Raw genomic sequence first — 25,981 nt, 5'->3', positions numbered from 1 at the left:
GATCGATGCCAACTGACTCAGCGATCAAACCCTTAACCTTCTGACAAACCAAGGTTTTTACACCTCATTCACCGCTGGTAACGCTCGGCGTCCCCGGCAGCGGATGCGTACTCTACGGGTTCACCGCCGGGTTGGCAAGGGGTTTGTGACAGAAAATTCAGCTTTTCGGTTTTGCTTTACGCATAACAGCTAAAACAGGGCCTGAGCATACATAGGCACCAAACAGCAGCAGCAGCATCACGGACGGCTCAACGGAGATCATAACGAACCCCAATACGACGGCGAGCAGTACAACAAAGGGCACCGGCTTTTTAAAGTCGAGATCTTTGAAGCTGTAATAGCGAATATTACTCACCATCAGCACACCTGTTGCCGCCACAACCACTAGCATCAGTAGCTTGAAACCAAAGGCATCAGCGTCAAAGCTATGAAAGGTCCATACGCTGGCTGCCACTAGCGCAGCCGCGGAGGGGCTGGGCAAGCCGATAAACCATTTTTTATCCACGCTACCAATCTGGACGTTAAAACGCGCCAACCGCAGTGCCGCACAGGCGACGTAGAGAAAGGCCACCACCCAACCGGTTTTACCGATATCCTGCAAAATCCAGGTAAAGGCGACCAACGCGGGCGCCATGCCGAAAGAAATCATATCGGCCAGGCTGTCGTATTCGGCGCCGAATGCGCTTTGCGTATTCGTCATTCGCGCAACACGGCCATCCAAACCATCCAGCACCATGGCAATGAAGATAGCGACGGCCGCGGCAGTAAAATCGCCGTTGATCCCAGCCACTACTGCAAAAAAGCCTGAAAACAGCGCCGAGGTTGTAAAAAGGTTAGGCAGTAAATAAATGCCCTTGCGACGAATTTTTTTGCCATCCTCAACCGACTCTTCAATGACTTCGGTTTCGCGCAAAAAAGTACTCGCCAAGTCCTCGCTACTCACCTGTTTAGAGGAATCTTCCTCTTCCGGCGAGGGAGAACGAGCTCGCTCTGGGTCATGGGCATCCTGGGTCATAAGTGTCATCCGTTTGAAATGAAGTCACATAAACAGTGATCTCTATTCATTCTACACGGTGAGACTCACTCAGCCAGCATTGAGGTGAACAACCACAAATGACTCGGGGCGCGACAGTGCGCGCCCCGAGGCTATGATTAACGTAAGTGCGAGCTAACCACTTAGTTCTTTGACTTGTCTACCAATTGATTGGCAGCGATCCAAGGCATCATGCCACGCAGTTTGGCACCGACCTGCTCAATTTCGTGCTCAGCATTGAGGCGACGGCGCGCGGTCATCGATGGATAATTGCTGTTACCTTCGTTGATGAACATTTTAGCGTATTCGCCGGTTTGGATACGCTTCAAGGCGTTACGCATCGCGGCGCGCGATTGCTCATTGATCACTTCAGTGCCGGTAACATACTCGCCGTACTCCGCATTATTCGAGATGGAGTAGTTCATGTTGGCGATGCCGCCTTCGTACATCAGGTCAACGATCAGCTTGAGCTCGTGCAGACACTCAAAGTAGGCCATTTCTGGCGCATAGCCCGCTTCGGTCAGTGTTTCAAAACCGGCTTTAACCAACTCGACAGCACCGCCACAAAGTACCGCTTGCTCGCCGAACAAATCTGTTTCGGTTTCATCTTTGAAGGTGGTTTCGATGATGCCGCTACGACCACCACCAATACCTGCCGCGTAGGAGAGCGCCAATTCTTTGGCCTTGCCTGACGCATCCTGATGAATCGCAATCAAATCGGGGATGCCACCGCCTTTAACAAATTCAGAACGAACCGTGTGGCCCGGCGCTTTCGGCGCGATCATGAGCACATCGAGATCTTTGCGCGGCTCAATTTGGTTGTAGTGAATATTGAAGCCGTGAGCAAAGGCCAAGGTCGCGCCTTCTTTTAGGTTCGGCGCCACTTCCTGCTCGTAGATCGCTTTCTGATTTTCATCCGGTGCCAGAATCATTACTACGTCAGCGGTTTTACACGCTTCCGGCACGGTGGCGACTTTCAGGCCAGCGGCTTCCGCTTTTGCCGCAGAAGAGGAGCCTTCGCGCAACGCAACGGTTACGTCAACGCCAGACTCTTTTAAGTTATTGGCATGCGCGTGCCCTTGAGAGCCATAGCCAACGATGGTGACTTTCTTGGCCTGAATGAGAGACAGGTCACAATCTTTATCGTAATAAACGTGCATAGCAGAAACTCCATTAAGTATTTGAAATAAAACGTCGTGTCAGCGTTGGTAGCCACTGGCGCTGTCTCATGCAGCATTCGCCGCAAGTAATTGAGTCACTTTACGCGATGCCCTCTATTGCGTAAAACGCTATATTTGCAACACAACAATGCACATAGTGAAACATGGAACTCTCATGGATTTTCGGCTGCTTAAGCACTTCATCACTTTGTCTGACACTCTGCACTTTGGCCGCGCTAGCGAACTGTGCCACATAAGCCCCTCTACCCTTAGCCGCTCGCTTCAGCAGTTAGAAAGCGAGCTCGCCACGACACTTATTGAACGCGATAACCGACATGTTTCGTTGACGCTACAAGGGGTGCACTTTCAGCGCTACGCGCGGGATACGCTAGATCAGTGGGAAACCATCAAGCGAACGCTGGCAGACAAAGCGACACAACTAACCGGCGACATCAGCATCTATTGCTCTGTTACCGCGAGCTACAGCTTTTTATACGAACTGCTTAGCGACTTCCGTCTTCAACACCCCGGCATCGAGTTCAAGCTGCACACCGGCGATCCCGCAAATGCCATGAACCGTGTGCTATCGGGTGATGACGATATGGCCATCACGCCTCGCCCACGGACACCGCCGCCAGCGCTGGCGTTTAAATCACTCACACGCTCGTCGCTTGTATTCATTGCCCCCACGAACCCAGCTGAGTGGCTCCCCCACACCCCCGAAAGCTCAACCGCGCAGCAGTGGGAAGCGGTACCAATGATCTTGTCGGAGGCGGGATTATCGCGCGAATATGCCGATACATGGTTTAAAGCATTGGGCGTCACGCCGCGCATTTATGCTCAGGTGGCAGGGCACGAGGCGATTGTAAGCATGGTGGGTCTGGGGTTTGGCGTAGGCGTGGTACCCAAAATTGTGCTGGATAACAGCCCATTGGCTGAGAGTGTCAAAATACTCCACGTCAAGCCAGAGCTGCCCTATTACGATGTTGGCTTATGCGTACTTAATCGTCGCCTAAAGCGGCCTAGGATTCAGGCACTTTGGGAAGTAGTTAGCGAGCGTCGCCCCTAAAAAGTAAAACGGCAGGCTAAATGCCTGCCGAAATCACTCATTGAATACGCATCAACGTCGGGGTCTAGGCAAGTGACTATCAGCGCGTGAGGGACTGCCATCCTTAGGACGCACATAAAGTACTAGCGCATGATCCACTAATTCATAGCCATGCTCTTCGGCAATCTCTTGCTGACGACGCTCAATCATTTCATCGACAAATTCAATGATCTCACCGCTATTAAGGCAGACCATGTGGTCATGATGATCTTCTTGGGTCAACTCGAATACAGCATGCCCGCCGTCAAAATTATGACGAATCACAAGGCCTGCTGTCTCGAACTGAGTCAACACGCGATAGACCGTTGCCAAGCCGACATCTTCACCCGCATCAATCAGTGTTTTATACACTTCTTCTGCGCTTAAATGGTGTTGGCCAGAGGCATTTTCGAGGATCTGCAGGATTTTAACGCGCGGCAGGGTCACTTTGAGCCCGGCTTTACGCAGTTCATGGTTCTGATCGGCCATGGTTGCTCTTCGCAGTAACAGGTTAGGTCGGGTATGATCGACCGAAACCACGATAGTGAAGAATAGGCGCAAATGCAAAAATTGACTCGAATTATCACGTTTTCAGCCACACTCGCATTCATCAGCGGTTGCAGTTATGTCGGCGTTTATAAACGCGACATCCCGCAAGGCAACCTCATCACGCAAGATATGGTGGAGCAGCTTAAGCCCGGCATGACGCAAGAACAGGTCACATATGTCATGGGCCGCCCTCTACTCGAAGCCCCCTTCGACTCGCGCGAGTGGGACTATGTTTTTCGGCTAGATAAAGCCTACAGTGGCGTCGAAACCCGGCGCGTCACGCTGACGTTTGATCGCCAAGGGCAACTTATCGAGATTGATAAAGAAGGGGATTTTTCCGAAGATCTACCGCTGGACACAGAAACCCGTTTAGGGCCTGCCACAGAAGGTGGTGACCCACTGGACGCGCTTCCAAGTGAAAGCACGCAAACCCAGCCCCCTGAGTCAGAGCGCGCACCGACGCCTCGGCCCTAACTAGCGCTCCGCCTGGCGCTTCGCCCGCGCTAGGCGAGCCACTTTGGGGTCTACCTCGAGCGGGCGATATACCTCGACACGGTCACCTTGGCGTAGTGGGTGCGCAGACGGCTCTCGTATGACTTTGCCAAAGATTCCAAGCGGTGCCTGATAAAATGTCTCGGGTGGCACCTCGGGGAATAGTAGCGGCAAACTTGCCTTTTCCACCGCTTCAAGCACCGTGGTTCCATCAGGCACTGTCAGGGCAACGATGCGTTGTTTTTGCGGCAATGCAAACGCCACCTCAACCAACAGCGAGTTTATATGGCTTTCAGCGGCCATATAACTCATTGGCACGCTTGGTGAACGAATCCACCAACTGCCCAGCGATTTGTTGAAATATCTTACCGAACGCCATACTTAGTAGACGGTTAGCAAACTCAAATTCCATCTCCAAGCTGACCTGGCAAGCATCTTCACCCATCGGTACGAAGCACCAACGCCCTTTCAGGCGTTTAAATGGCCCACTGACTAGCGACATTTCAATTCGCTCGGGCGAATACAACTCGTTACGCGTCTTAATGGTTTGCTCGATACCTGCGCGCCCTAAGGTCATTTCACCGATAAGATGGGCATCATCGCGCTCGATCAACCGCGCACGACGACAACCCGGCAAAAATTCCGGATAGGACTCGAAATCGTTTACCAGTTCAAACATTTGCTTAGGAGTGTGCCGCACCAAGGCGGAACGATTCACGGTTGGCATTGACCTCTCCGCTGACTTCATAGTGCCCAAGGCGTATCATAGGGGCTAATCTTAACGCAAAAATAGTATCACGGCTCTCTTCTCCACGAAGAGGCAACCAACAGATCAATGACGAGGTTTCATGGCCACAAAGAAAGGAAAAACCAAAAAAGGTCCTAGCAGCAGCGTCATCGCTCAAAATAAGAAGGCCCGCTTTGAGTATCATATTGATGAAACCTTCGAAGCGGGTCTCTCGCTGGCTGGCTGGGAAGTCAAAAGCCTTCGCGCGGGTAAAGCGCAGCTGACCGACACCTATATTTTGATTCGCCATGGGGAAGCGTGGCTACTTGGGAGCCATATCACACCGCTCAATACCACGAGCACCCATGAAATCGCTGACCCCACGCGAACACGCAAGCTCTTGTTGCACCGAAAAGAAATTGCCAGGATCTTTTCCAAAACGCAGGACAAAGGACACACGTGTGTGCCGCTCAAGCTTTACTGGAAACGCAACCTAGTGAAGTGCGAGCTAGCCTTGGTAACGGGTAAAAAGTTGCACGATAAACGTGCCACTGAAAAAGATCGCGACTGGCAACGTCAAAAAGGCCGCATTATGCGGGAACAAAACAAGGCATAACTGGTCAATTCATTGCAGGCGCGTTAGAATGCGCGTCTCACTAAGGGGGCGACATGGTTTCGACGCCGGTGACAAACCCTGCGGTGCATGTCGAGAGCGTGATGTATCTCGTAAATCCAACATCACGAAAAATAGTCGCAAACGACGAAAACTATGCTCAGGGCGCGCTAGCAGCGTAAGCTGGTAGCTTCTTGTCCGGCTCCAAGGTGATGTGCCTATTCATCGCTGAGGAGATACGAGCTAAAAATGATAGGACCGCGGTTGGCGGTGTCTTCTCGTCAATCGTTAAACTTTAGAAGGCTCGCGTTGCTGGATCCTGATCGTCGGAGCCAGTCGCGTTAAAGCAAAAGACGAAATCTAAGCATGTAGAGCCAATGGGCGAGTGCCGGCGGACGCGGGTTCAATTCCCGCCGCCTCCACCACTCAAGTCGAAGAATCAAGCACCTACGGGTGCTTTTTTCTTTTCTCCCTTCCAAATACCTGCCAACGCGAAAGCGATACAAGGTGTTGCGATGCGCGCTAAAGCCCTACTACTTGCCTATACGTTGACGGCGTTTTTTGCGGCGTTTGCGGCCGCGAGCGAACCATCGGCAGATGCGCTACAAGCGCTTGATCAGCAGGCCGCTGAGCTTAATCGTGTGCATACGGTGGTAATCGCCCACAAAGGGGAAATTGTTCACGAGCTTCACCAGGGCGGCCCTGGAACAGCCGTTCCCGCTAATATCAAATCCCTTTCCAAAACCGTACTTGCGGCGATTACTGGCGCCGCCATTGAAAACGGCATTATTGATTCTACCGAGCAGCCACTAGTGGCGCTATTGGGCAACTTGCCTAGCGGGGTAGATCCACGGGTAAACGATATTACCATTTCGCACCTGCTTTCCCTGCAAGCGGGCCTGGAGCGAACGTCGGGCAGCAACTACGGCGCTTGGGTGGCCAGTCAGCATTGGGTCAATGATGCGCTAACCCGCCCCTTTGTCGATGAACCCGGTGGGCGAATGCTTTATTCAACGGGCACCAGTCACTTACTTTCCGCAGCACTGACCCAGGCCAGCGGAGAAAGCACCCATACGCTTGCCCAGCGCCTGCTTGGCAAACCGCTGGATATTGCGATACCCCCGTGGCCACAAGACCCGCAGGGTATCTACTTCGGCGGCAACGATATGCGGCTCTCGCCGAGGGCGCTGGTGGCAGTTGGTGAGCTTTACCGCCAAAAGGGCATGGTCGATGGCAAGCAGGTATTCCCGGAGGGCTGGGTAGACGCCTCTTGGACGCCCAGAGGCGAATCGCCCTGGACAGGCGATGGTTACGGCTACGGCTGGTTTATCACCACCCTTGTGGATGTGCCGGTTTACTACGGCAGAGGATACGGCGGCCAAGCGCTTTACGTGATCCCAGAGCGGGAAATGACCGTGGCGATCACCTCCGACCCTACGCCGCCTTCACCTGGCGGCCAGTTTCAGCAGCGATTGAACCAGCTGGTGATGGGCCTGCTAAGAAAAGAAGCGGCGTCAGTGCAGGCGGCAGATTAATTATCGTTGGCGTTGCGGTGCTCTTCTGCCTGTAATTTGCTGCGAATAAAATCACGGTGCCTAACGTGTAAAAGGTCCGCTAACCGCCGTATGCGATGCTCTTCGAACGGGTCGATATTGCCGTCTACCCAAGCCAGTTGCCACATCAAGGCCACCAGCTCACAACGTTGCTCATACCCGTAATGTTGTTTAATCAGGCTGACGAACTGGTAGTGGTCAACGGCATCATCCACTTCCGCTTCCGCCAGCGTTATTAGCTCGCTTACCGCGCTGTCGCTTAAGCGGTAACGGCGGGTTAACATCTGTTTGAGCGCAGCGCGCTCGTCATCGCTTTTATCGTAGTCGGCGCGCATCACTTCGCAGAGCAACGCCGCTGAAGCGAGCTCCAGCGTTACGGTTTGGTTATCGCGCTGTTCTGGCGCCGCTAGCGCTTGTTGAAAGAAATGAGTAATCGCATCCAGCACGTTATTCGCTCCTGTTGCACTGATCTGTTGTGACGTCGGTCTTTTACGACTACAAATACAACGATTAGTGCCTGGAGGAAGCAAGGCACGCGTTTCACACCGCGACCGTTAGACCGCGGCGCTTAACGTCTTTTATGTTGCCATTAACTGCGGCTAGTAACCTCAAGCAGGTGATACCCAAACTGGGTTTTTACCGGCCCGAGTACCTTGTTCAACTCATCATTAAAGACGACTTTATCGAATTCCGGCACCATTTGGCCCGGGCCAAAGCTGCCAAGATCGCCGCCCTGACGCCCAGAAGGGCAGCTAGAGTGCTCCTTGGCCACTTCAGCGAAATCACGACCATTTTCGATCTCTTGTTTCAGCACATTGCACTGCTCTTCACTGCTTACCAAAATATGACGGGCGCTGGCGCGTGCCATAACAAACTCCTTAATAGAAATCCCCAAAGCGGTGCGCCAGTTTATCATGCAGGCAAAGAGGCTGAACGGTTCTTCTCGCTTTCTTATTCTCCCTTACTATCTGCTTACCGTTGCGCGGATCCATCACCACAACTACAACCTTGGTATTATAGCGACTTTCGTTTATAATGCGCTGCAACAAACCCGTTTTGGGCTGTTTGCAGGAGAACATTCTATGCCTCCCGATACCTCTACCGCAGCGCATGTGCAGCGTAGCTTACGCCAATGTCTTTCTACCGTCGCTGAGTTGCTTTACAACCACGGTCACGTTTTAGAAACCGTTACCTTGCCGCATCGTGGCTTAGCGCGCCGTGACCTGTCGGCGCTGAAAACCAGCGCATCAGAATGGGCGACCTGCCAGCAAGTGCTAGAAGCCAGCGAAGCCGCCACGTTCAACGAGTATGGCCGCTTTGTGCTGACCCGCATGGGGCGCGAGCTGATGTTTGATATGTTCGGCGAGGGCGCTGCTGACTGCGCTTAAGCCGTTAGCCGCCCTCACCACAACGCCACCTTCGGGTGGCGTTGTGCGTTACTCGTCTTTGTGCCCCAGGCTCATAAAATAAAGCGCTGCCGCTAGCGCCAGCACCGAAAGTGCCAGGTAAATCGCATCCAGCGGCGTGGCAAAGCGAATATCCACGACCGCGCGGAAGAACTCAATAATCACCGCCAGAATCACCACGCGGGCGATTTTATCTTTGAGGTGATCGAGCGATGCCACGTTGAAGGGATGCTTGCGGTTATTGATTTCAGCGATGTCTATCCGCGAAATAAACAAGCGGTACACGCCAAGCCCGAAGATCAACAGCACAATCGCGATCAGGTAAATATCCACGGCAACGATAATATCGGGCACGAGAGTATCGTGTATATTGGTGTCGCTGCCGACGAAATAGTAGCTGAGTGTTCCCGCTGCTACTTTGAAGATATCGACGGTGCCGACGATAAACAAGGTCAGCGACCCCAGCAGGCTTGGCACTACCGCCAGCATGACCAAAAAGCGAGAGTTCCATAACCAACGCTCGGTCCTGCGCTCCCATGGGTGCTGCTGCTCGGGGGTTTTTATGGGGTTATCGTCTTGATGATGGGGATGACTTGCCATTAAGCGCGCTCCTTTCAAACGCTATTTGCTGCTATTACAAAAGATTTGCCGCCACCACCATAATGGTGGTGACCGTGATGCCAACGCCCAGTAGCAATACCACGCCATCGCGGGCAACCAGCCCCAAGCCAAGAAGCGTTAGTGCCAACCCTGCCCCGTTGGCGGAAAAGGGAATAAACTCCATCGGTGGCATAGCCAGCGCAATGATAAGCGCCGTTAACGCGGTCAGGCGGCTGCCCCAATAACCGGTCAGCCACGGCAAGCGCATCCGCAGCCAGCGATCAACCCAGCGTGCCGGTTTTTTCATCCGCTGCAAGCCTTTGTCAAACGTCTTGCGTGTCATGTGCCGCCGTAACAGCCATTGCGGCAACCAAAACCGATCTCGCCCCGCCAACAACTGCCCAGCGGTCAACAGCACGATGGCCGCCATCAGCGTAGGCATACCGGGAATATCGCCAATCAACGGAGCGAGCGTAATAAGCCCCGCCACCAACAGCATAGGGCCAAACGAACGCCTCCCCGCAGCGGTGAGCACGTCCTCAACGCTCACCTGAAGCTTACGGCGCTCCATGTTCTCTAAGGATTCCAGTAGGTGCGTCAGACTAGAAGCTTGCGTCATGTAAACGCCTCTTAAATCAGGTAAGCCTTAACGTAACACTCAATCATGTCGTTTAAGCTGCTCTTTCAGCTGTTTAGGCACTTGTTTAATGATCAGGCGGTCAGCGTTCTCGTCATACTCCACGCTAGAACCCAGCAAGTGCGAGTCAAAACTGATCGATACACCACCTGCACGGCCGGTAAAGCGCCTAAACTGGTTGAGTGTACGCTTATCCGGTGGGATTTCCGGAGCGAGGCCGTAATCGGCTTGGCGAATATACTCGTAAAATGCCTTCGGCTGCTTCTCATCCACGACCGCCGAGAGTTCATCCAGGGTCATCGGCTCGCCGCGGCGCAGCTGGTCGTTGGCGTAACCTACTAGCGCATCGGTCTTTTCGCGGCTCGACTCATCATCAAAGTCTTCCTTCTCTACGTAGTCGCTGAATGCTTTGAGCAGCGTGCGCGTCTCCGTCGGGGCATCCACGCCCTCCTCAACGCCCAGCCATTCGGCCACCACCTCAGAGAGCTTCTTGGCGCCTCGGTCTTTCAGAAACGAGACATACTGCGATTGCGCATCCCCCTGTTGCCATTGAGTGAGGTTGATGCGTGCCGCAAGCGTCAGCTGACGCGTATTGAGCTGGGCGGCAGGCTCAGCATGGTGCGCCGCATTGATCCCGATACCCTCACGCTGATGCACCAGAGCCAGCAGTAATGTTTGCGTCTCGCCTTGTTGTTGATGGGCAAACACTACGTAGCCGCTCACGGCCAGGTGCTTGGCAAGCGCTACGGCCAAGCGTTCGGTGAGTGTCTGCGTGATTGCCGCAAACCCCTGCTCCTCGGCAAGATACGCCCGCAACTCACGACTAAAGCCTGAACCCTCGGCGTCAGTAAAGCGCCCCCAGCCCTTGGGCTTGGTGTTATAGGTGTCGTTTAACTCGCTGACCAACGTATCCATCGCCGCATTTTCTTGCGGGTGCGGCGCATCCGCGGCGGAGACGGTCAGGCGTCCTCCATCGAGCGTGGGTTCGAGATGATGAACAATACTTTGCAATAGCGGCATAGCGTGAAGCGTTCTCTGGTGTGGCGGGTTTAGGGCTTAAGGCGGTAACCGGTGCGAAAAATCCAAGCGATGGTGGCCAAACAAACGAGCAGAAAAAGCAAAATCATCGCCAGACTGGCCACCATACTGACATCGCTAATGCCATAAAAACTCCAGCGAAAACCGCTCACCAGATAAACGACGGGGTTGAATAGCGTCACGCCTTGCCAGAACGGCGGCAGCATATCTATGGAGTAGAAACTGCCGCCCAGAAAAGTCAGCGGGGTAATCACTAAAAGCGGCACCAGCTGAAGCTTGTCAAAGCCATCCGCCCAAATGCCGATAATAAAGCCGAGCATGCTAAACGTCACCGCGGTCAGCAGTAAGAAGAGCAACATCCAGACAGGGTGTGCCACCTCCATGGGAACGAACAGCCGAGCGGTCGCCAGAATGATCAACCCCAGCACCACCGATTTTGTCGCGGCCGCGCCAACGTAGCCAATGACGATCTCAAGAAACGAAATCGGCGCAGAAAGCAGCTCATAAATACTGCCGGAGAATTTAGGAAAGAAAATCCCGAACGAGGCGTTGGAGACGCTTTGGGTCAATAGCATCAGCATGATCAAACCGGGTACGATGAAAGCCCCGTAGCTAACGCCACCAATCTCATCAATGCGCGAGCCAATCGCCGCACCAAACACAACAAAATACAGCGACGTCGAGATTACCGGTGACACCACACTTTGCAGCAGCGTGCGGCGGGTGCGCATCATTTCCGCCATATAAATGGCACGGACAGGGTAGACGTTCATGCGCGCTCCTTGACCAAGTCGACAAAAATATCTTCCAACGAGCTCTGCCGGGTATGCAGATCTTTCACCCCGACACCCGCCTTATTGAGCGCGCCTAAAAGCGCCGAAATCCCTCCATCACCCGCTTTCTGGATGGCACTCTCGTAGCTGTAAATGAGTTCATCACCGGCTTCATTTTGTATCAGCGCGAAGGTGGCAAGCTCAGGTGGCAGCGCCTCTAACGGCTCAAACAACTGCACGGTCAGCTGCTTACGGCCGAGCTTTTCAATCAGCACGTTTTTCTCCTCCACCAACACGATCTCGCCGTGGTTGATCACGCCGATGCGGTCGGCCATCTCCTCGGCTTCCTCAATATAGTGCGTGGTAAGAATGATGGTGACCCCCTGATCGCGCAATTCGCGCACGACATTCCACATTTCGCGGCGAAGCTCCACATCCACGCCGGCGGTGGGTTCATCAAGGAAAAGAATGCGGGGCTCATGGGAGAGCGCCTTGGCTATTAGCACGCGGCGCTTCATCCCGCCGGAGAGGGTAATCAGGCGGTTATTACGCTTCTCCCACAGCGTTAACGATCTTAACACCCGCTCGATGTGCTTCGGGTTAGGCGGCTTGCCAAACAGGCCGCGGCTGAAGCTGACGGTATTCCAAACGGTCTCGAACGCTTCGTTGGTGAGTTCCTGAGGTACCAATCCAATTCGCTCACGGGCAGCACGATAGGCTTTGACGTTATCGAAGCCATCCACCCACACAGTACCTTGTGTGGGCGATACCAACCCGCACACCGCGCTGATAAGCGTTGTTTTACCCGCCCCGTTAGGACCGAGCAGTGCAAAAATCTCACCGCGCTGAATCGACAGATCCACTTGACGCAGCGCCTGAAAGCCACCGGCAAAGGTCTTACTCAGGCCTTCGATACGAATGATGGAATCGCTCACCGCCTACTCCTGGCACCGGAAATGGATAAGACCTCGATTGTACTCATATTTCTCCCGTTCCCCTATGTGGTAAGGGCTGGTATCGTCTTATGACTTTTTAAACTGAATACAACATTGAGGATGGTTAATGGTTTCTACTGATTCGCACAAGTTCCGACTTGTCACTCGCAGTGACTTTGACGGCCTGGTTTGCGGCGCACTTCTCAAGCACTTGGATTTGATCGACGACATCACTTTCGTCCACCCGAAGGACATGCAGGATGGCAAGGTCGAGATTACCGAGCGCGACATCACCACCAACCTGCCCTACGTGCCCGGTTGCCATCTGGCCTTTGACCACCACCTAAGCGAAACCGTGCGTAACACCGAGCGCGCCGACAATCACGTGATCGACCCCGACGCGCCCTCCGCCGCGCGTGTGGTGTTCGACTACTACGGCGGCCATGACGCCTTCCCCGCGCGTTGGGACGACATGATGGAAGCCGTCGACAAGGGCGACTCCGCGCAGTTCAACAAAGAGGAAATCCTCAACCCGCAAGGCTGGGTACTGCTCAACTTCATCATGGACGCGCGCACCGGTCTTGGCCGCTTTCGCGAATTTCGTATCTCCAACTATCAGCTGATGATGAAGCTGATCGATTACTGCCGCGAGCACACCATTGACGAGATTTTAGCGCTTGATGACGTGCGCGAGCGCGTCGAGCTTTATCGCGATCACGAAGACAAAGCCAAAGAGCAGATCAAACGCTGCGCCAAGGTGCACGGCAATCTCGTGGTGCTCGACCTGCGGGACGAAGAGACCATTTATGCCACCAACCGTTTTGTGGTCTACGCGCTCTACCCCGAGTGCAATATTTCCATCCACGTCATGTGGGGCTTAAAGCAGCAAAACACCGTGTTTGCGATTGGCAAATCGATTTTAAACCGCACCAGCAACACCAATGTGGGCGAGCTATGCCTTGAATACGGCGGCGGCGGCCATCTCAACGCCGGCACCTGCCAAATCGATAACGACAAGGCCGCAAACACCCTTGAGGAAATCGTCGCCAGGATCAACGCTGACGGCTGAAGGCCTCCTCACGCGGCGCTGATACGATGTGACGCCGCGCTATGCTTACCCAAACGTGCAGGCGCATTGTCCGTCGGTGGCGCAGCTAAAAAGTGGCGTCCCCCAACCCAGTGCAGCGGCTGACTCAGCTTAATCTCCTCCGGCTCACCACCGTGCGTCATGCGCAGCAGACAGTCATCGCTCTCGGTAGGATGCCAGTGGGGTAAAAGCTCAAACGGCGCCTGTTGTGAGCGACGCGCGGCAATCGTCCCGATTTCCGGCTGGCAGTGCAGCTCAATCACCTGCGACACGCCTTTGGCCAGCAGCGTGCGGTACGTCTTCACCGCAAGCGGCTCAGTCGCAATCGCCGTGACATTCATCGGTAACGATGGGAAGCGCTGGGCTAACTGATGCCAGCCTTCTGCACTGGTCACCACCGCATCGCCCGGCATCAATGTTTGTAATGCATTGGCATGATCAAAAAGCGACAGCGAACGCCAGCCGGCCTGTTCCGGCAGCAGCATAGTGAACATAAACCCTGAAACGGTCTGCGGTGAAAGCCAGTGGACTAAGGTGCGCGACGCCGTTGCAGCCGGGCATAAGAGCTGCTGCAGTGCTTTTGCCTCGTCACACAATGCCTCAGCGTGGTGATGATGCTGCTCGGGGAGCTCGAAGCTAAAGGCGCCGTCAGCGGAAAGTTCATAAAGCCACAGCGTCGAGAACGACGAGGACTTGGCGCTAAGTGCAGCGCCCCATTCATCTAGCGAGACGGCGCTATCCGGTAACAGGGTTTCAACCTGCTCAGGGGTCAAATCGAAAAACCGCTGAATATCGTGGCGAATTTTAAGGCGTGCTGTCGTACCCACAGCAGGCAACATGCCCGTGTCAGAACCGGCTTGCTCAGCCAAAGAGCGCAATAAGCGCAGAAGTGACGACGATGAGAGCGATAACATAATGAGTCCTTATTGATTGGCCTGCGCCACTGTTCCATTTGGTAGCAAGCTTACGGACGCGTATCACTTCTGTCAAAGAATTAGACTTGTTGAGGCTGGCTATCAAACTGCCGGAACTTCATATAACCAACTGATTAAATAAGATTATTTTTAAAAAAATAATCAAAGACATTCATTCCTTTTACAGTGGCAACAAAAACCTATACACAAATTAATAAAAATAATGCCGCAACGTTTAACCCCTAGACTAGACAGGGGGGCGGAAAGCCGCTGAAATCAGCGCTATACGATCCTCTTTTCGGAGCACTCCCTGAATGAATGCGCGCTGGAAAACCCTCCCGATGCGGCTGCGTCTATTTCTCTCTTTTGGTACGGTGCTGATTATTGCCATGCTCGCCGCACTGTGGTTTCAAGCGCGTGCCCATAGTGAGATGCGCATTCAAACCCTGCTCGACGAGGGACTTCCGTCCCAGCTGGAAGGGCTTGCCGCCAACCTTAACCTGCGCCTCAGCCGGCCGTTGGCGATCTCAGAAACATTGGCTAACGACTACTTCATCGAACAGTGGGTTGAAAACGGCCTCCCGGAAGAGGAACGCGATAGCATAATCGCTTACCTCTCCCGCTTGATGACACAACTCGATACCGAACTCCTCTTTATCGCCGCGCAGTACGCAAACCGTAGCTATTACTTCCAGCTTCGCGACGGCGAGTTTCTCCAACGCACCATGAATCCCGATGATGATCCCTGGTACTACCGCTTTACCGATAGCAGCGATGCCTACGAACTTAACTTAGATAGCGACTCTTTCTCTCCCGATGAAGCTTTTGTGTACCTCAACTTCCGCAGTGAAAGCCGCGCTGAAAACGGACGCCCACGGGTCGTGGCAGGCGCGGGGCTTAACCTCAATCGCATTGCAGCGCTGATTAAGGACTTTCGCCCAAGCAGTAGCAGCCGTGCGGCCCTGCTGAGCCCGGAAGGCGAGACACTGATCCAAAGCGACACGGCGAATACAGCGACCTTAAATCCCTCAGATGCCGCGCGCCTGCTTGGAGACGTCACACAGCTGCCGCGCGTTCAAGAAGTCACCCGCGATGGCGACACCTTCCTGGTCAGCACACGCTGGTTACCCGAGCTCGAGCACTACTTAATGGTGGAAGTCGCTAAAGAAGAATACCTGAGCGCGCTTCAGCAGCGCTTACTCGAGTCCATGGGGATAGGGCTTTTGATTTTGCTGGTGGGCCTTGCCGTGCTCTATCCGCTGACCGGCACCCTCACCCGACCGCTGATACGGTTTCAGCGACAGCTAAAAGAGATTACGCACAGCCTGGATCTGACCCGCCGTATCGAGACCGATGACCATGCCGAACTTGGCGATTTAGCCAACCAGACCAATGAACTTCTGGCGCGCCTCTCACATGCCATCCAGGCAGTGTCGCAGAATGCCGTGGCCCTTAACGAGGTGGCTGACCGGCTGGCGAAAACGGCCGGGCTATCCGGCACATCTGCCTATACCCAGCGCGACTATATTCATCAGGAGGCGAGCCAAACCATGGCCGCCGCGGTAGAAGAAATGGCGTCTTCCGTGGCGGAGATTACCTCGACCATGGAGGAGCTATCCACTTCCTCTACCCAAATTGCCGACCACTCCCAATCAGTGGTCGATGTCGCGAACCAAACGCTAGAACGCAGTCGCACCGGCACCGCAGCTATGCAGACGCTGCAAACCAAAATGCAGGATATTCGCCACGATAACGAGCAAAGCCTCGTAGAAATCATGGCGCTCGGCGCTAAATCGAAACAGATCAGCAAGGTCATGGAGCTAATTAACCATTTAGCGGCCCAAACGAAACTGATCGCTTTCAACGCCGCGTTGGAAGCCTCCAGCGCTGGCGATGCGGGGCGTCGTTTTTCCGTCGTCGCCAGTGAAATTCGCCGCCTAGCCGATAGCGTGACCGACTCTACCCAGGAAATCGAAGACCACACCGATGAGATTCAAAGCGCCATTAATCGATTGGTGGTCGCCTCTGAGAAAGGCGCCACTTCCATTGAGCAAGGCGTTGAGGTGAGCAAAAACACCGCACAAGACTTGGAAGCCCTGCTCAAGGCCGCCAGCCAGACCAGTAACGCCGCGCAGCAGATATCACTTTCGACCCAGCAGCAAAAAACCGCCAGCAATCAGGTGGTGGTAGCGCTGCGCGACATTGATGCCGCCAGCTCACGCAACGCTCATTCGATGCGCAGTATCACCGATATCAGCGAAGACATGATCATTATGTCGGCGGAGCTTACCGCCCTGGTGCAGGAGTTTCAGCTCGCTACCGACGCGCCAGCCCCCACGCCAAGCGAGACACACCGCTAAGGATGCCTCATGGGTGACATTCGAGTGGTCATCGCCGACGACAGCCAAATGGTGCGCGAACTGCTGCGCGACATTCTTGCCCGCGACCCTGAGATTCAGGTGGTAGGTGAGGCAAAAAACGGCCAGGAAGCCGTCACGCTGGCACGTTCACTACGGCCTGACTTGATCACCATGGACCTCAATATGCCGGTTATGGACGGTCTGAGCGCCATCGAAGAACTGATGCACACCCGCGGGTTGCCGATTTTGGTGGTCAGCGACCGCGCGGATGCGCAGACCGCCTACCACGCGTTGGAAGTAGGTGCGCTTGAACTCATCGCCAAACCCAGCACCTCTGAGGAAGATGCCGAGCGTTTCACCCAACGCGTACGCCTGCTCGCGGGCGTGGCCGTCATTACGCGACTACGCCGCCGCCGAACGCTACCGCCTCCCGCGATCATACGCACCGAGGATGCCAGGAAGGTAGCGCGCGCCTTTCAACGCGTGGTCGCGATCACTTGCTCAACCGGCGGCCCTCAAGCGCTTTTGCAGCTGCTTTGCCCTCTACCGGTGAACTTTCCGGCGCCGATTTTAATTGCCCAGCACATCAGCGACGGTTTTATCGAAGGCATGGCCAAGTGGCTCAGCTCGCTCTGCGCCATGCCGGTCACGGTGGCCGCTGAAGGCGATCTGTTACGCGCCGGGCACATTTATCTCTCACCCTCAGAGCGCGATTTAAGCGTCACCCCCAACCACCACTTGCAGCTGTTGACACGCGAGAAAGGCGTCGTTTATCGCCCCAGCGGCGATGCGATGCTCAAAAGTGTCGCCACCGTGTACGGCGCCGATGCCATTGGCGTGATTCTTACCGGCATGGGGCGTGATGGCGTCAATGGCATGCGCACGATTTATCAAGCCGGCGGCACGACGCTGGCGCAAGACGAAGCAAGCTCGGTGATTTACGGCATGAACCAAGAGGCCGTCAAGGCGGGCGTGATCCAGCATGTGCTACCGCTAGACAAGTTACCCGCGCGCTTGTTGCGCGAAACCGGCTTTACCACTCACCGTTGGGAGCCGCGCGCATGAAAGAACAGCTCTCAAGTGACAAACTCGCCGCGCTCCAAGCCTTGGTGCACCAGCGCTGCGGCCTGCAACTTGATGGCCTCGCCCGACCCCGGCTGGAACGCGCAGTCAACGCATTAAAAGCCACGACCGGTCTCGACTCAGACGCCGCGCTGTTAGAGCGGCTTCACCGCGATGATACGCAATTCGATGCGTTGGTCAGCCACGTAACCGTCAATGAAACTTACTTCTTCCGCGAGTTGGAATCCCTACACTGGCTGGTGGAACAGTTTCTCCCACGCCGCTTAGCGGAAAAAGGCGCGCCCGTCAGCATTTTGAGCGCAGGCTGCTCGTCAGGTGAAGAACCCTATAGCCTTGCGATGCTATTGTACGAGCGCTTTGGTGAACAGACGCGCACCTTATTCTCACTGACCGGCGGCGATGTTGATCGTGGCGTGTTAGAAAAAGCACGTCGGGGCTATTATGCCGGAATGGCCTTTCGTGCCCTGCCCCCAGCCCTGCGCGAACACTACTTCACCCCGGCGCAATCGCATTTTCAGCTAAACGAGTCTATCCGCCGTTTGGTCACATTTACGCCGTTCAACGTGCTCGATGAACGCGCCCAGACAACCGACGCGTACGATGTGATTCTGTTTCGCAATGTCTCGATTTACTTTGACACGCCGACCCTTAAGCGTATCCAACGTTGTCTCCGGGATCATCTTGCCCCAGGCGGTATTCTCCTCTGCGGCGTAACGGAGGTGTTAGGAAATGACTTAGGTGAGATGACGCTCTGTGAAGATCAGGGCATTTTTTACTTCCAAGCGGGGGCCTCAATTGCCGTTTCGCCCCCCTCCACCGCACCCACAACGCCTCTTTTCGCTGCGCCTCAACCCGCGCCTGCTTCGGTCTCCTCGACACCGTCATCACCAGCCGCCTCACCCACTTCGCCGCCGAGCCTGAATACCTTGCGACAATGCCTGGCTGACGGCGACCTATCACGTGCTGACGCCCTGATCTCATTGCGTTTAGCGGGTGAGCTCGACTCTGTGGAGAAGCAATCCACCGCGTTATGTCAAGCGTATCTCGCATTTCAGCGCAACGCCTTTCAAGAAGCCACCGAGCGTTTGGATGCGCTACTGATCGAGCTGCCGTGGTGGGTGGATGCCCGCGTTTATGCCGGCCTCGCCGCACGCTGGCAACAGCACAGCGAGGCTGCCTACAAGCACTTTAAGTATGCCGTTTATAGTGCCCCGGAGTGTTGGCCCGCGCACTTTTATCAGGCGGAGTTGGCACGTAGCGGTACGTTAGACACCGACAACGCCAATGCGCGGGGCTATGAGGCGAATGGCTATGCCGCCGTGGTGCGGATTCTCACCGCCAGCCCTACCGCCAGCGGCGCAATGACGCTGCTACCGCCACCGTTACCGCCCGGCGATGCGCGCTTTCTGGCGGCGCGGCGCTTAAGCACGTCCACCACTGAACGGGCAGGGGGTTAAAGGAATGGCGCTCGACACTCGCCGCTTTATACAGCGCTTTATCGAAGAAGCCGCCGATCACCTGCCGCGCCTGCGTGACGGTATCCATGCCCTTGCACAGCGAAATGCAAGCCATGAGCAGATTGATGAGCTTTTTCGTGCCGCGCATACGGTCAAAGGCTCTTCCCGCATGCTCAAGCTCACGCCGATCACGGCCCTCGCACACAGTACCGAGGAGTTGTTGAGCGCACTACGCGATGGCACGCAAGCGCCGGATGATGAGGTGATCCGCCTACTCAACCAAGCGGTAGACGCGCTGGAAGATAACGTCAGCCGACTCGCCGCTGGGGCGACCCCCGACACCCTCCCGCAAGCCGACGCTGACCTGTGCCAAGCGCTAGAACAAGCGGCACAACCCGGCCCTGGCAGTGCGTCACTAAAGCCCGAGCCCCCGGCACTCGACATCACCCCGTCAGACGCTGCCGCGCCTGCGTCGCCAACGCCCGACACAGCACCCCAAGCCGCCTCTTCTCCTATTTCCAGCTCTATCCCCCCCCCTACCACGCTGCGCTTAAGCGACACTGTGCGGGTACGCCTTGAGCGACTCGACGACGTCATTCGCCTGATGGGTGAGGTGCTTTCCGGCCACCAGCATATGCATAGCTTGGTGGAAGAGGCGCGCCGCCTGACCCATAGCCTGCCGCGCGAGCATCCCGCGCACGCGTTTCGCCGTGAGCTAAAAGAGAGCGTGCAAGCCCACGACACCTTGATGAGCGATCTGCACGAGCGTGCCCTGCAAATGCGCATGTTGCCGCTCAACGTGGTGTTCGACCCCCTCGCGCACATGGCCCGCGAGTTAGCCCGAACGCTGAATAAACAGGTGATATGCGAGGTGAGCGGCAGCGATATCGAGCTTGATCGGCAAATGATCGACCGCCTTTCCGACCCGCTTATTCACCTACTGCGCAACGCCTTGGACCACGGCCTGGAAACACCGGATGAGCGCAAAGCCGCAGGCAAACCCGCACAGGGGCGTATCACCCTTCGGGCTTTCCAAGATGGTAATTGGGTAGTGGTGGAGATGCGCGACGACGGTCGCGGTATCGCGCTAGACGTCATACGTCAAAAAGCGCTCTCCAAGCAGTTAGTGACCACGGAACAACTGGAAACACTGAGCGAACAGGAAACGCTGGAGCTTATCTTTCTTCCCGGGTTCTCCACCAAAACCCTGATCACCGACTTTTCCGGCCGTGGGGTAGGGATGGATGTGGTGAAGCGCACAGTCACCGACGAGCTAAGCGGTAGCCTGCAGGTCACAACCGACAGGGGGCAGGGATCATGCTTTACGCTCCGTATGCCGCTATCGCTTGCCATGCTACGGGTACTGCTCGTGCGCGCCGGTACGCTAACGGTGGGCATCACTGCCGCTCATGTGGTCGAAATCGTCGAGCGCAAAGCGACCGATTTTATCGAGGCAGCCGGTCGTCTAACCCTGATTCTGCGCAATGAATTTGTGCCCGTGGTACCGCTCGCCGCGTTGTTAGGTGGTCACGACGTTCCCTCTCCCATCTCCGCCCAACAGCCTGTGATGCTGATGGTGGTCCGCCAGGGTCAACATAAACTGGCGCTGCAGGTAGAGACGTTAATCGACGAGCGCGAGCGGATTATCAAACCGCTACCCACCCATCTACGCCGGTTACCACTGGTCGTCGGCATGGTGAGCTTTGGACGCAATGCGCTGGTGAGTTTGCTTCATGTGCCCGCGCTGATGGCGCAGGCACGCCGCGATGCCGCATCAACGATCTCCCCGGCCACGCCACCACGCAACGCGCACCGGGTGTTGGTCGTAGACGATTCGCTTAATACCCGCGAGATCGAAAAAGACGTCCTCGAAGCCTGGGGGTATCACGTCACGCTGGCGGAAAACGGGCGTGACGGGCTTAATAAAGCGCTTGCTGAGCCGTTCGACGCCGTGCTTACCGATGTGGAAATGCCGGTGATGGACGGTTTTGCGCTTACGGCTGAACTACGTGAAAATGACGCCTACCGCCACCGACCGATCATTATCATTACCTCACGAGAAAAAGAGGCCGACCGGCGCCGCGGTATCGACGTTGGCGCAGATGCTTATATCGTCAAGGGCAGTTTTGACCAAAATAACTTAGTGGAAACGCTAAAGGCGTTGCTAGGTTAGAGCTCTGTGGTCCGTTTTCTGACATAGCATGTGACGGGCACTACGTTTTATTTATGTACAGGCAGGGAACACTATGCACATATTAGTGATTGACGACGACCCCCTTGCAGGTGAAATGACCGCTGCCGTCATCGAATCGCTCGGCTATGAGACGCTGTTAGCCAGCGATGCGGTGGACGCCATGGAACAACTCGATACGCATGACGATATCGGCCTGATCGTCAGTGACCACTTCATGCCGCTGATTAGCGGCGTGGAGCTTCTTCATACCCTGCGCGAACAGAACGTTACGCTACCGTTTATCCTGTTAAGCGGCGAAAATCCCAGTGCGGCGCTGGCACAAACGCCAGGACTTACCGCTTGCTTACAGAAAGACGCTGATATGGAAGAAGTGCTTACTCACACCTTACGTCAGGCACTAACACCTTAAATCCACTTTCTCAGGTCGACGTCATGCCCACGCCCGCCGCGACGCTACAGAAGAAGCTTCATACCCTTCGCCGACGCTTTATCGCTCAGTTGCCCGAACGCTTGGCTCAAGCAAGCGCGCAGTGGCAAGAGAGCCAAGCCTCAACCGAGGCGAGTGCGCGGTTGGCGCCGGTACTGCACCGTTTTTTTCACAGCATCAAAGGCACCGGGCGAACGCTCGGCTTCGAGCGCTTGGCCATTCTCGCTGATCAAGGAGAAACCTCGCTATCGGCAGGCGGCACCACCTCGCTTGCCCGCGTATTAACCGCCCTTGAACAAGAAGTGCAAACGCTTACATCGCAACATCCCGGCGAGTTCGCCGATATCATTGATCACCACGTTGAATTCCCCCCTGCACCACAAAGTAGCACGCACAATAAGCAGCAACGATTGATCTACCTGTGCGACGACGAACCCGAGCAGGTTGATCAGCTAGTGCATCATTTGCGCTGTTTCGGCCATGAAGCCGTCCACTTTACCGATACCGAACGCTTTTTTAGCGCCGTATTAGCCCGCCGTCCGGATGCGGTGATCATGGATGTACACTTTCCCCAGGGCCAAACCGCCGGGACAGAAACACTGGAAAGTTTAATGCGCCTTACCGGCGAGTCTATTCCGTCAATCGTGCTCTCCTCTTACAGTGATTTTCACTCTCGCTTAAGTGCGGTACGCGCTGGCTGCCATGGCTATTTCACCAAACCTGTCAAGCCGTTGGACTTAATACTCGCCGTGGATGAAATCACCATGCCCGCTGGGGATGAGCCACTGCGCGTGCTGGTGGTGGATGACGAGCCCGACGCCGCTGACTATCACACCCTGATCCTTGAACAAGCTGGCATGGCGGTCACGCAAGTAAATCACCCCGCCGATGCGTTAGCCGCACTTGAGCGCTTTAGCCCCGATTTGTTACTCGTCGATGTGTACATGCCCGTATGCTCCGGTGAGGAGCTTGCCAGCATTATCCGTCAGCAACTCGAACATGTGGGCTTGCCGATTATCTACCTCTCCACCGAAACCGACCGCGAAAAGCAGATATCTGCAATGAGCGCCGGCGTCGAGGCTTTTTTAACCAAACCGGTCTCGCCGACGGAGCTGGTTTCAGCCGTGCGTCTTCGCGCCGAGCGCCTGCGTATGCTGCGCTCGCTCATGAGTCGTGACAGCATGACCGGCCTTTACAACCACAGTACCACTACCGAGTTGATCAATAAGGCACTCGCACTTGGCCATCGAGAAGACAGCCAGCACACCTTGGTCATGATCGACATCGACTGTTTCAAAGAGGTCAACGATACCCATGGCCATCTTGCGGGCGATCAGGTCATCATCACGTTAGCCAGGCTGCTAAAAAGCCGCCTGCGTAACTCCGATATCATCGGCCGCTATGGCGGTGAAGAGTTTGTGGTACTGCTGAAAAATATCGACGTCTCCGCCACCGCCGAGTTAATCAACACCCTTCGCCACGACTTTTCGCGCGTGGATTATCATGCGGGGCAGCAGCATTTTCGCTGCACGTTCAGCGCCGGCATTAGTCACTTCCCTAGCCAGCCCTCGACCGAAGCCCTGCGTCTCACTGCTGACAAAGCCCTTTACCGCGCCAAGCACCAAGGCCGTAATCAGGTGGTGACGTATGACGCATGATGCCCCACTCTCCCTCACCGAGGCGCTAACGCCTAATGCCACACGCAATGACACGATTGAGCGGGAGGAACCCACACAGCAGTTCGTGCTGTTTCGCCTAGAGGGACGGCGTTTTGCTTTGCCAGGCCACGCAGTGACGGAAATCTTAGGCGGCGAGCAGCCGGTTTATCCGCTGCCGGGTTTACCCGCCTCGACGGAGGGCGTGATTCACTTGCGTGGGCAAATTGAGTCAGTGGTGTATTTGCACGCGCTATTGGGCATGACACCGCCATCCTCACCCTTTGCCAGCCAAATGATTCTGATGGTCAACGCGGCGGGGCTGACAAGCGGCGTGCGCGTGGATCAGCTAGACGACGTCTGCGACATCGCGCAAAGCGCACTCAAAACACCACCGGATTCGCTCTCTGAGGCGTTACGCCCCTATGTGACCGCCCTGTTCCAATACCGCGAATCCGCCCCAAGTGACTCAGCGGATCATGACGCCGTCGCGCTATTAGACGCCAGCGCGCTCTTCACCGCCTACCAAAACGGCTTGGGGTGAACGGCATGGCAACGGTTGCGCTTGTGGCATTTGAAGTGGGCAGCACGCCTTACGCGCTGGATGCGCGTTTTGTCCACACCATGGCCCATACACCCAACGTCTCGCGCCAGATCCGTGCCAATGCGCTGCTGATGGCACCTGCGGTTGGCCGCCTCCCTTCGCACTGGCTCACGCTCAAAGACGCTCACGGGGCTTGGCAACTGGGAGTGGCGGGTAACGTGCACCTGACAACGCTTGCCGCCACACAGTTACATCCCCTACCGCCGCTACTTAAAGCACGCACGCATCCGGCGCTGTGCGGTATCGGCTGGCGAGAAGACCAAACACCGTGTTTACTGCTCGATGGCGCGAAACTGGCCTATCCAGAGGCCCTTACCTGGCTGTCATCTTCTGATCTAACGGCCGAACCATAAACAGGCCACGCTATCGCCCTCGTTGACCTGCGTTTCGGGCGGGATGACCGCCAGCGCGTCGGCGTCAATACAGGAGGAGAGTACCCCTGAATTTTGATCCTCAAATGCATCTGCCAGCGCACCTTCCGGCGTGAAGTGCAGCCGAACGCGCATGTAGTGCTGGCGCGGGCCGGTCGAGGTAACAAACCCTGCGCGGGCGGTGATCTCTGGCAACGACGCAAGCGCCAGGCAAGCCGAAAGCGCCCCCATCAACGGGCGCAGAAAGAGCCAAGCGCCCACAAAGCTCGATACCGGGTTTCCCGGCAGCCCCACAAAACGCGCCTCGCCCCTAGGATTGGGTAAGCGCCCGAGCGCCAGCGGTTTGCCGGGGCGAATCGCCAGCCGCCAGAGGTTAAGCTCGCCAAGCTGCTCCAGCGCCGCTTTAACGTGATCCTCCTCGCCGACGCTAACGCCGCCGGTGCTGACCACCACATCGGCGTCTTCAGCAGCCTGCTGCAACAACGCCACGGTCTGCGCGAAATCATCCGGCACGCTAATCAAACTCACCACTTCGGCGCCAAAGTTCTCTAACAAGCGCTTAAGCATCGGGCGGTTGGAGTTGTAAAGCTGGCCTGGCGCCAGCGGCTTGCCCGGGTCGATGATCTCATCGCCAGTCGAAAGCAGCGCTACCTTAGGGCGCCGGCGCACATTGACCTCTACCACACCCTGCCCCGCCAAGTGCCCAAGGGCAGCGGCTTCCAGGCGGGTACCAGCTGCCAATAAGGTCGCGCCCGCTTGCACATCACGCCCACGGCGGCGCACGTTATCACTCAAAGGGATATCCGCCGGGATTTCTGCGTCGTCGCCGTCGCGCTCGACACGCTCCTGCATTACCACGCAATCCGCGCCTGGTGGGATTTCACCGCCGGTAAAAATCCGCGCGCAGGTGCCGGGCGCAAGCGGCGTGGCCGGCACCCCCGCGACAATGCGCTGGCTCACAGGCAGCCGCTTGCCGGCGTCAGCGGCGCGCAGCGCGTAGCCATCCATCGCACTGTTATCAAACCCCGGTACGTCAAGCTGAGCGCTAACGTCCTCGGCCAACACTCGCCCAGGCGCATCCGTAAGCGCGATGCGCTCACTCGTCAGCGGGTGAATATCCGCCAGCAGCGCAGAAAGCGCGTCGTCTATCAAAGCCAACTCAGCCATGCTGCCCCCGCTTAACACAAACTAATGTAGCGCAATAATACTTATTACTGCCTTTATTT

28 protein-coding genes and 1 other RNA gene are annotated in these 25,981 nt (G+C 55.8%); 15 read left to right on the top strand and 14 right to left on the bottom strand.

Annotated elements, in window-relative coordinates:
* Nucleotides 1-157: 157 nt before the first annotated feature.
* Nucleotides 158-1,015 carry a CDP-diacylglycerol--serine O-phosphatidyltransferase gene (pssA, locus tag HZS81_RS13810; protein ID WP_179931153.1) on the bottom strand — a complete coding sequence of 286 codons (858 nt, stop codon included), beginning with the start codon at nucleotides 1,013-1,015 and terminating at the stop codon, nucleotides 158-160.
* Nucleotides 1,016-1,176: 161 nt separating this feature from the next.
* On the bottom strand, nucleotides 1,177-2,193 hold the full coding sequence (ilvC, locus tag HZS81_RS13805; RefSeq protein ID WP_179931152.1) for a ketol-acid reductoisomerase: 1,017 nt from the start codon (nucleotides 2,191-2,193) through the stop codon (nucleotides 1,177-1,179).
* 175 nt (nucleotides 2,194-2,368) lie between these two features.
* On the opposite strand from ilvC, the gene ilvY reads away from it, so the two are divergent.
* Nucleotides 2,369-3,262, top strand: a complete 894-nt coding sequence (ilvY, locus tag HZS81_RS13800) for an HTH-type transcriptional activator IlvY (protein WP_179931151.1) — start codon at nucleotides 2,369-2,371, stop codon at nucleotides 3,260-3,262.
* A gap of 51 nt (nucleotides 3,263-3,313) precedes the next feature.
* On the opposite strand, the gene fur is transcribed toward ilvY, so the two are convergent.
* Nucleotides 3,314-3,769: a ferric iron uptake transcriptional regulator gene (gene fur / locus HZS81_RS13795; protein ID WP_179931150.1), complete on the bottom strand. Its 456-nt coding sequence runs from the start codon at nucleotides 3,767-3,769 to the stop codon at nucleotides 3,314-3,316.
* A gap of 72 nt (nucleotides 3,770-3,841) precedes the next feature.
* On the opposite strand from fur, the gene HZS81_RS13790 reads away from it, so the two are divergent.
* Nucleotides 3,842-4,303, top strand: a complete 462-nt coding sequence (locus HZS81_RS13790) for an outer membrane protein assembly factor BamE (protein WP_179931149.1) — start codon at nucleotides 3,842-3,844, stop codon at nucleotides 4,301-4,303.
* On the opposite strand, the gene HZS81_RS13785 is transcribed toward HZS81_RS13790, so the two are convergent.
* Both HZS81_RS13785 and HZS81_RS13780 read right to left on the bottom strand, forming a co-directional pair.
* Complete coding sequence (locus tag HZS81_RS13785) at nucleotides 4,304-4,624, bottom strand: RnfH family protein (RefSeq protein ID WP_179931148.1); 321 nt, start codon at nucleotides 4,622-4,624, stop codon at nucleotides 4,304-4,306.
* Complete coding sequence (locus tag HZS81_RS13780; RefSeq protein WP_179931147.1) at nucleotides 4,614-5,048, bottom strand: type II toxin-antitoxin system RatA family toxin; 435 nt, start codon at nucleotides 5,046-5,048, stop codon at nucleotides 4,614-4,616. The genes HZS81_RS13785 and HZS81_RS13780 overlap by 11 nt, the downstream gene beginning before the upstream one ends.
* A gap of 121 nt (nucleotides 5,049-5,169) precedes the next feature.
* Here HZS81_RS13780 and smpB point away from each other — a divergent pair, with 121 nt between their 5' ends.
* The 3 genes from smpB (at nucleotide 5,170) to HZS81_RS13765 (ending at nucleotide 7,196) form a co-directional block, all read left to right on the top strand.
* The gene (smpB, locus tag HZS81_RS13775) at nucleotides 5,170-5,664 is read left to right on the top strand and encodes an SsrA-binding protein SmpB (protein WP_179931146.1); all 495 of its coding nucleotides are present in this window, start codon (nucleotides 5,170-5,172) and stop codon (nucleotides 5,662-5,664) included.
* A 44-nt stretch (nucleotides 5,665-5,708) separates the two neighbouring features.
* Nucleotides 5,709-6,086, top strand: a transfer-messenger RNA (tmRNA) gene (gene ssrA / locus HZS81_RS13770).
* A gap of 90 nt (nucleotides 6,087-6,176) precedes the next feature.
* Entirely contained in the window at nucleotides 6,177-7,196 is a 1,020-nt protein-coding gene (locus HZS81_RS13765; protein ID WP_179931145.1) for a serine hydrolase domain-containing protein, read from the top strand.
* Here the strand turns inward: HZS81_RS13765 and HZS81_RS13760 are convergent.
* Together HZS81_RS13760 and HZS81_RS13755 are read right to left on the bottom strand one after the other, a co-directional pair.
* Complete coding sequence (locus tag HZS81_RS13760) at nucleotides 7,193-7,660, bottom strand: TerB family tellurite resistance protein (protein WP_179931144.1); 468 nt, start codon at nucleotides 7,658-7,660, stop codon at nucleotides 7,193-7,195. The two genes, HZS81_RS13765 and HZS81_RS13760, sit on opposite strands and share 4 nt — an antisense overlap.
* Nucleotides 7,661-7,803: 143 nt before the next feature.
* Nucleotides 7,804-8,082, bottom strand: a complete 279-nt coding sequence (locus HZS81_RS13755; RefSeq protein WP_179931143.1) for a peptidylprolyl isomerase — start codon at nucleotides 8,080-8,082, stop codon at nucleotides 7,804-7,806.
* Nucleotides 8,083-8,296: 214 nt separating this feature from the next.
* Here HZS81_RS13755 and HZS81_RS13750 point away from each other — a divergent pair, with 214 nt between their 5' ends.
* Nucleotides 8,297-8,602 (top strand): hypothetical protein, encoded by a 306-nt coding sequence (locus HZS81_RS13750; RefSeq protein WP_179931142.1) that lies wholly within the window; start codon nucleotides 8,297-8,299, stop codon nucleotides 8,600-8,602.
* 48 nt (nucleotides 8,603-8,650) lie between these two features.
* On the opposite strand, the gene HZS81_RS13745 is transcribed toward HZS81_RS13750, so the two are convergent.
* From HZS81_RS13745 to HZS81_RS13725, 5 genes are read right to left on the bottom strand one after another with little or no spacing between them, the layout of a single operon-like run.
* The gene (locus tag HZS81_RS13745; protein WP_179931141.1) at nucleotides 8,651-9,220 is read right to left on the bottom strand and encodes a YqhA family protein; all 570 of its coding nucleotides are present in this window, start codon (nucleotides 9,218-9,220) and stop codon (nucleotides 8,651-8,653) included.
* A gap of 34 nt (nucleotides 9,221-9,254) precedes the next feature.
* Nucleotides 9,255-9,839, bottom strand: a complete 585-nt coding sequence (locus HZS81_RS13740) for an exopolysaccharide biosynthesis protein (protein WP_179931140.1) — start codon at nucleotides 9,837-9,839, stop codon at nucleotides 9,255-9,257.
* A gap of 39 nt (nucleotides 9,840-9,878) precedes the next feature.
* Nucleotides 9,879-10,877 (bottom strand): nucleoid-associated protein, encoded by a 999-nt coding sequence (locus HZS81_RS13735; RefSeq protein WP_179931139.1) that lies wholly within the window; start codon nucleotides 10,875-10,877, stop codon nucleotides 9,879-9,881.
* Nucleotides 10,878-10,906: 29 nt separating this feature from the next.
* Nucleotides 10,907-11,668, bottom strand: coding sequence for an ABC transporter permease (locus tag HZS81_RS13730; protein WP_179931138.1), 762 nt, complete (start codon nucleotides 11,666-11,668; stop codon nucleotides 10,907-10,909).
* The gene (locus tag HZS81_RS13725) at nucleotides 11,665-12,603 is read right to left on the bottom strand and encodes an ATP-binding cassette domain-containing protein (RefSeq protein WP_179931137.1); all 939 of its coding nucleotides are present in this window, start codon (nucleotides 12,601-12,603) and stop codon (nucleotides 11,665-11,667) included. The genes HZS81_RS13730 and HZS81_RS13725 overlap by 4 nt, the downstream gene beginning before the upstream one ends.
* Nucleotides 12,604-12,730: 127 nt before the next feature.
* On the opposite strand from HZS81_RS13725, the gene HZS81_RS13720 reads away from it, so the two are divergent.
* The gene (locus HZS81_RS13720) at nucleotides 12,731-13,672 is read left to right on the top strand and encodes a DHH family phosphoesterase (RefSeq protein WP_179931136.1); all 942 of its coding nucleotides are present in this window, start codon (nucleotides 12,731-12,733) and stop codon (nucleotides 13,670-13,672) included.
* 8 nt (nucleotides 13,673-13,680) lie between these two features.
* On the opposite strand, the gene HZS81_RS13715 is transcribed toward HZS81_RS13720, so the two are convergent.
* Entirely contained in the window at nucleotides 13,681-14,604 is a 924-nt protein-coding gene (locus tag HZS81_RS13715) for a hypothetical protein (protein WP_179931135.1), read from the bottom strand.
* 314 nt (nucleotides 14,605-14,918) lie between these two features.
* Here HZS81_RS13715 and HZS81_RS13710 point away from each other — a divergent pair, with 314 nt between their 5' ends.
* The 8 genes from HZS81_RS13710 to HZS81_RS13675 all read left to right on the top strand — a co-directional run bounded on the left by HZS81_RS13710 (nucleotide 14,919) and on the right by HZS81_RS13675 (nucleotide 24,737).
* Nucleotides 14,919-16,964 carry a methyl-accepting chemotaxis protein gene (locus tag HZS81_RS13710; RefSeq protein WP_179931134.1) on the top strand — a complete coding sequence of 682 codons (2,046 nt, stop codon included), beginning with the start codon at nucleotides 14,919-14,921 and terminating at the stop codon, nucleotides 16,962-16,964.
* Nucleotides 16,965-16,973: 9 nt separating this feature from the next.
* Nucleotides 16,974-18,029, top strand: coding sequence for a chemotaxis-specific protein-glutamate methyltransferase CheB (gene cheB / locus HZS81_RS13705; protein WP_179931133.1), 1,056 nt, complete (start codon nucleotides 16,974-16,976; stop codon nucleotides 18,027-18,029).
* Nucleotides 18,026-19,504 carry a CheR family methyltransferase gene (locus tag HZS81_RS13700; protein WP_179931132.1) on the top strand — a complete coding sequence of 493 codons (1,479 nt, stop codon included), beginning with the start codon at nucleotides 18,026-18,028 and terminating at the stop codon, nucleotides 19,502-19,504. Before cheB ends, HZS81_RS13700 begins: the two co-directional genes overlap by 4 nt.
* A gap of 4 nt (nucleotides 19,505-19,508) precedes the next feature.
* On the top strand, nucleotides 19,509-21,677 hold the full coding sequence (locus HZS81_RS13695; RefSeq protein WP_179931131.1) for a hybrid sensor histidine kinase/response regulator: 2,169 nt from the start codon (nucleotides 19,509-19,511) through the stop codon (nucleotides 21,675-21,677).
* Between the two features lie 73 nt (nucleotides 21,678-21,750).
* Nucleotides 21,751-22,107: a response regulator gene (locus HZS81_RS13690; RefSeq protein ID WP_179931130.1), complete on the top strand. Its 357-nt coding sequence runs from the start codon at nucleotides 21,751-21,753 to the stop codon at nucleotides 22,105-22,107.
* Between the two features lie 23 nt (nucleotides 22,108-22,130).
* Nucleotides 22,131-23,783 (top strand): diguanylate cyclase, encoded by a 1,653-nt coding sequence (locus HZS81_RS13685; RefSeq protein ID WP_179931129.1) that lies wholly within the window; start codon nucleotides 22,131-22,133, stop codon nucleotides 23,781-23,783.
* The gene (locus HZS81_RS13680; RefSeq protein WP_179931128.1) at nucleotides 23,773-24,324 is read left to right on the top strand and encodes a chemotaxis protein CheW; all 552 of its coding nucleotides are present in this window, start codon (nucleotides 23,773-23,775) and stop codon (nucleotides 24,322-24,324) included. The genes HZS81_RS13685 and HZS81_RS13680 overlap by 11 nt, the downstream gene beginning before the upstream one ends.
* Nucleotides 24,325-24,329: 5 nt before the next feature.
* Nucleotides 24,330-24,737 (top strand): hypothetical protein, encoded by a 408-nt coding sequence (locus HZS81_RS13675; protein ID WP_179931127.1) that lies wholly within the window; start codon nucleotides 24,330-24,332, stop codon nucleotides 24,735-24,737.
* Here HZS81_RS13675 and HZS81_RS13670 read toward each other — a convergent pair.
* Entirely contained in the window at nucleotides 24,720-25,922 is a 1,203-nt protein-coding gene (locus tag HZS81_RS13670) for a molybdopterin molybdotransferase MoeA (protein WP_179931126.1), read from the bottom strand. The two genes, HZS81_RS13675 and HZS81_RS13670, sit on opposite strands and share 18 nt — an antisense overlap.
* Nucleotides 25,923-25,981 lie beyond the last annotated feature (59 nt).

Origin of the sequence: Vreelandella salicampi (assembly GCF_013415105.1) — a bacterium.
GTDB lineage: Bacteria > Pseudomonadota > Gammaproteobacteria > Pseudomonadales > Halomonadaceae > Vreelandella > Vreelandella salicampi.
Note: the sequence above shows the minus strand (reverse complement) of the source record. Positions and strands in the feature narration are given on the sequence as shown.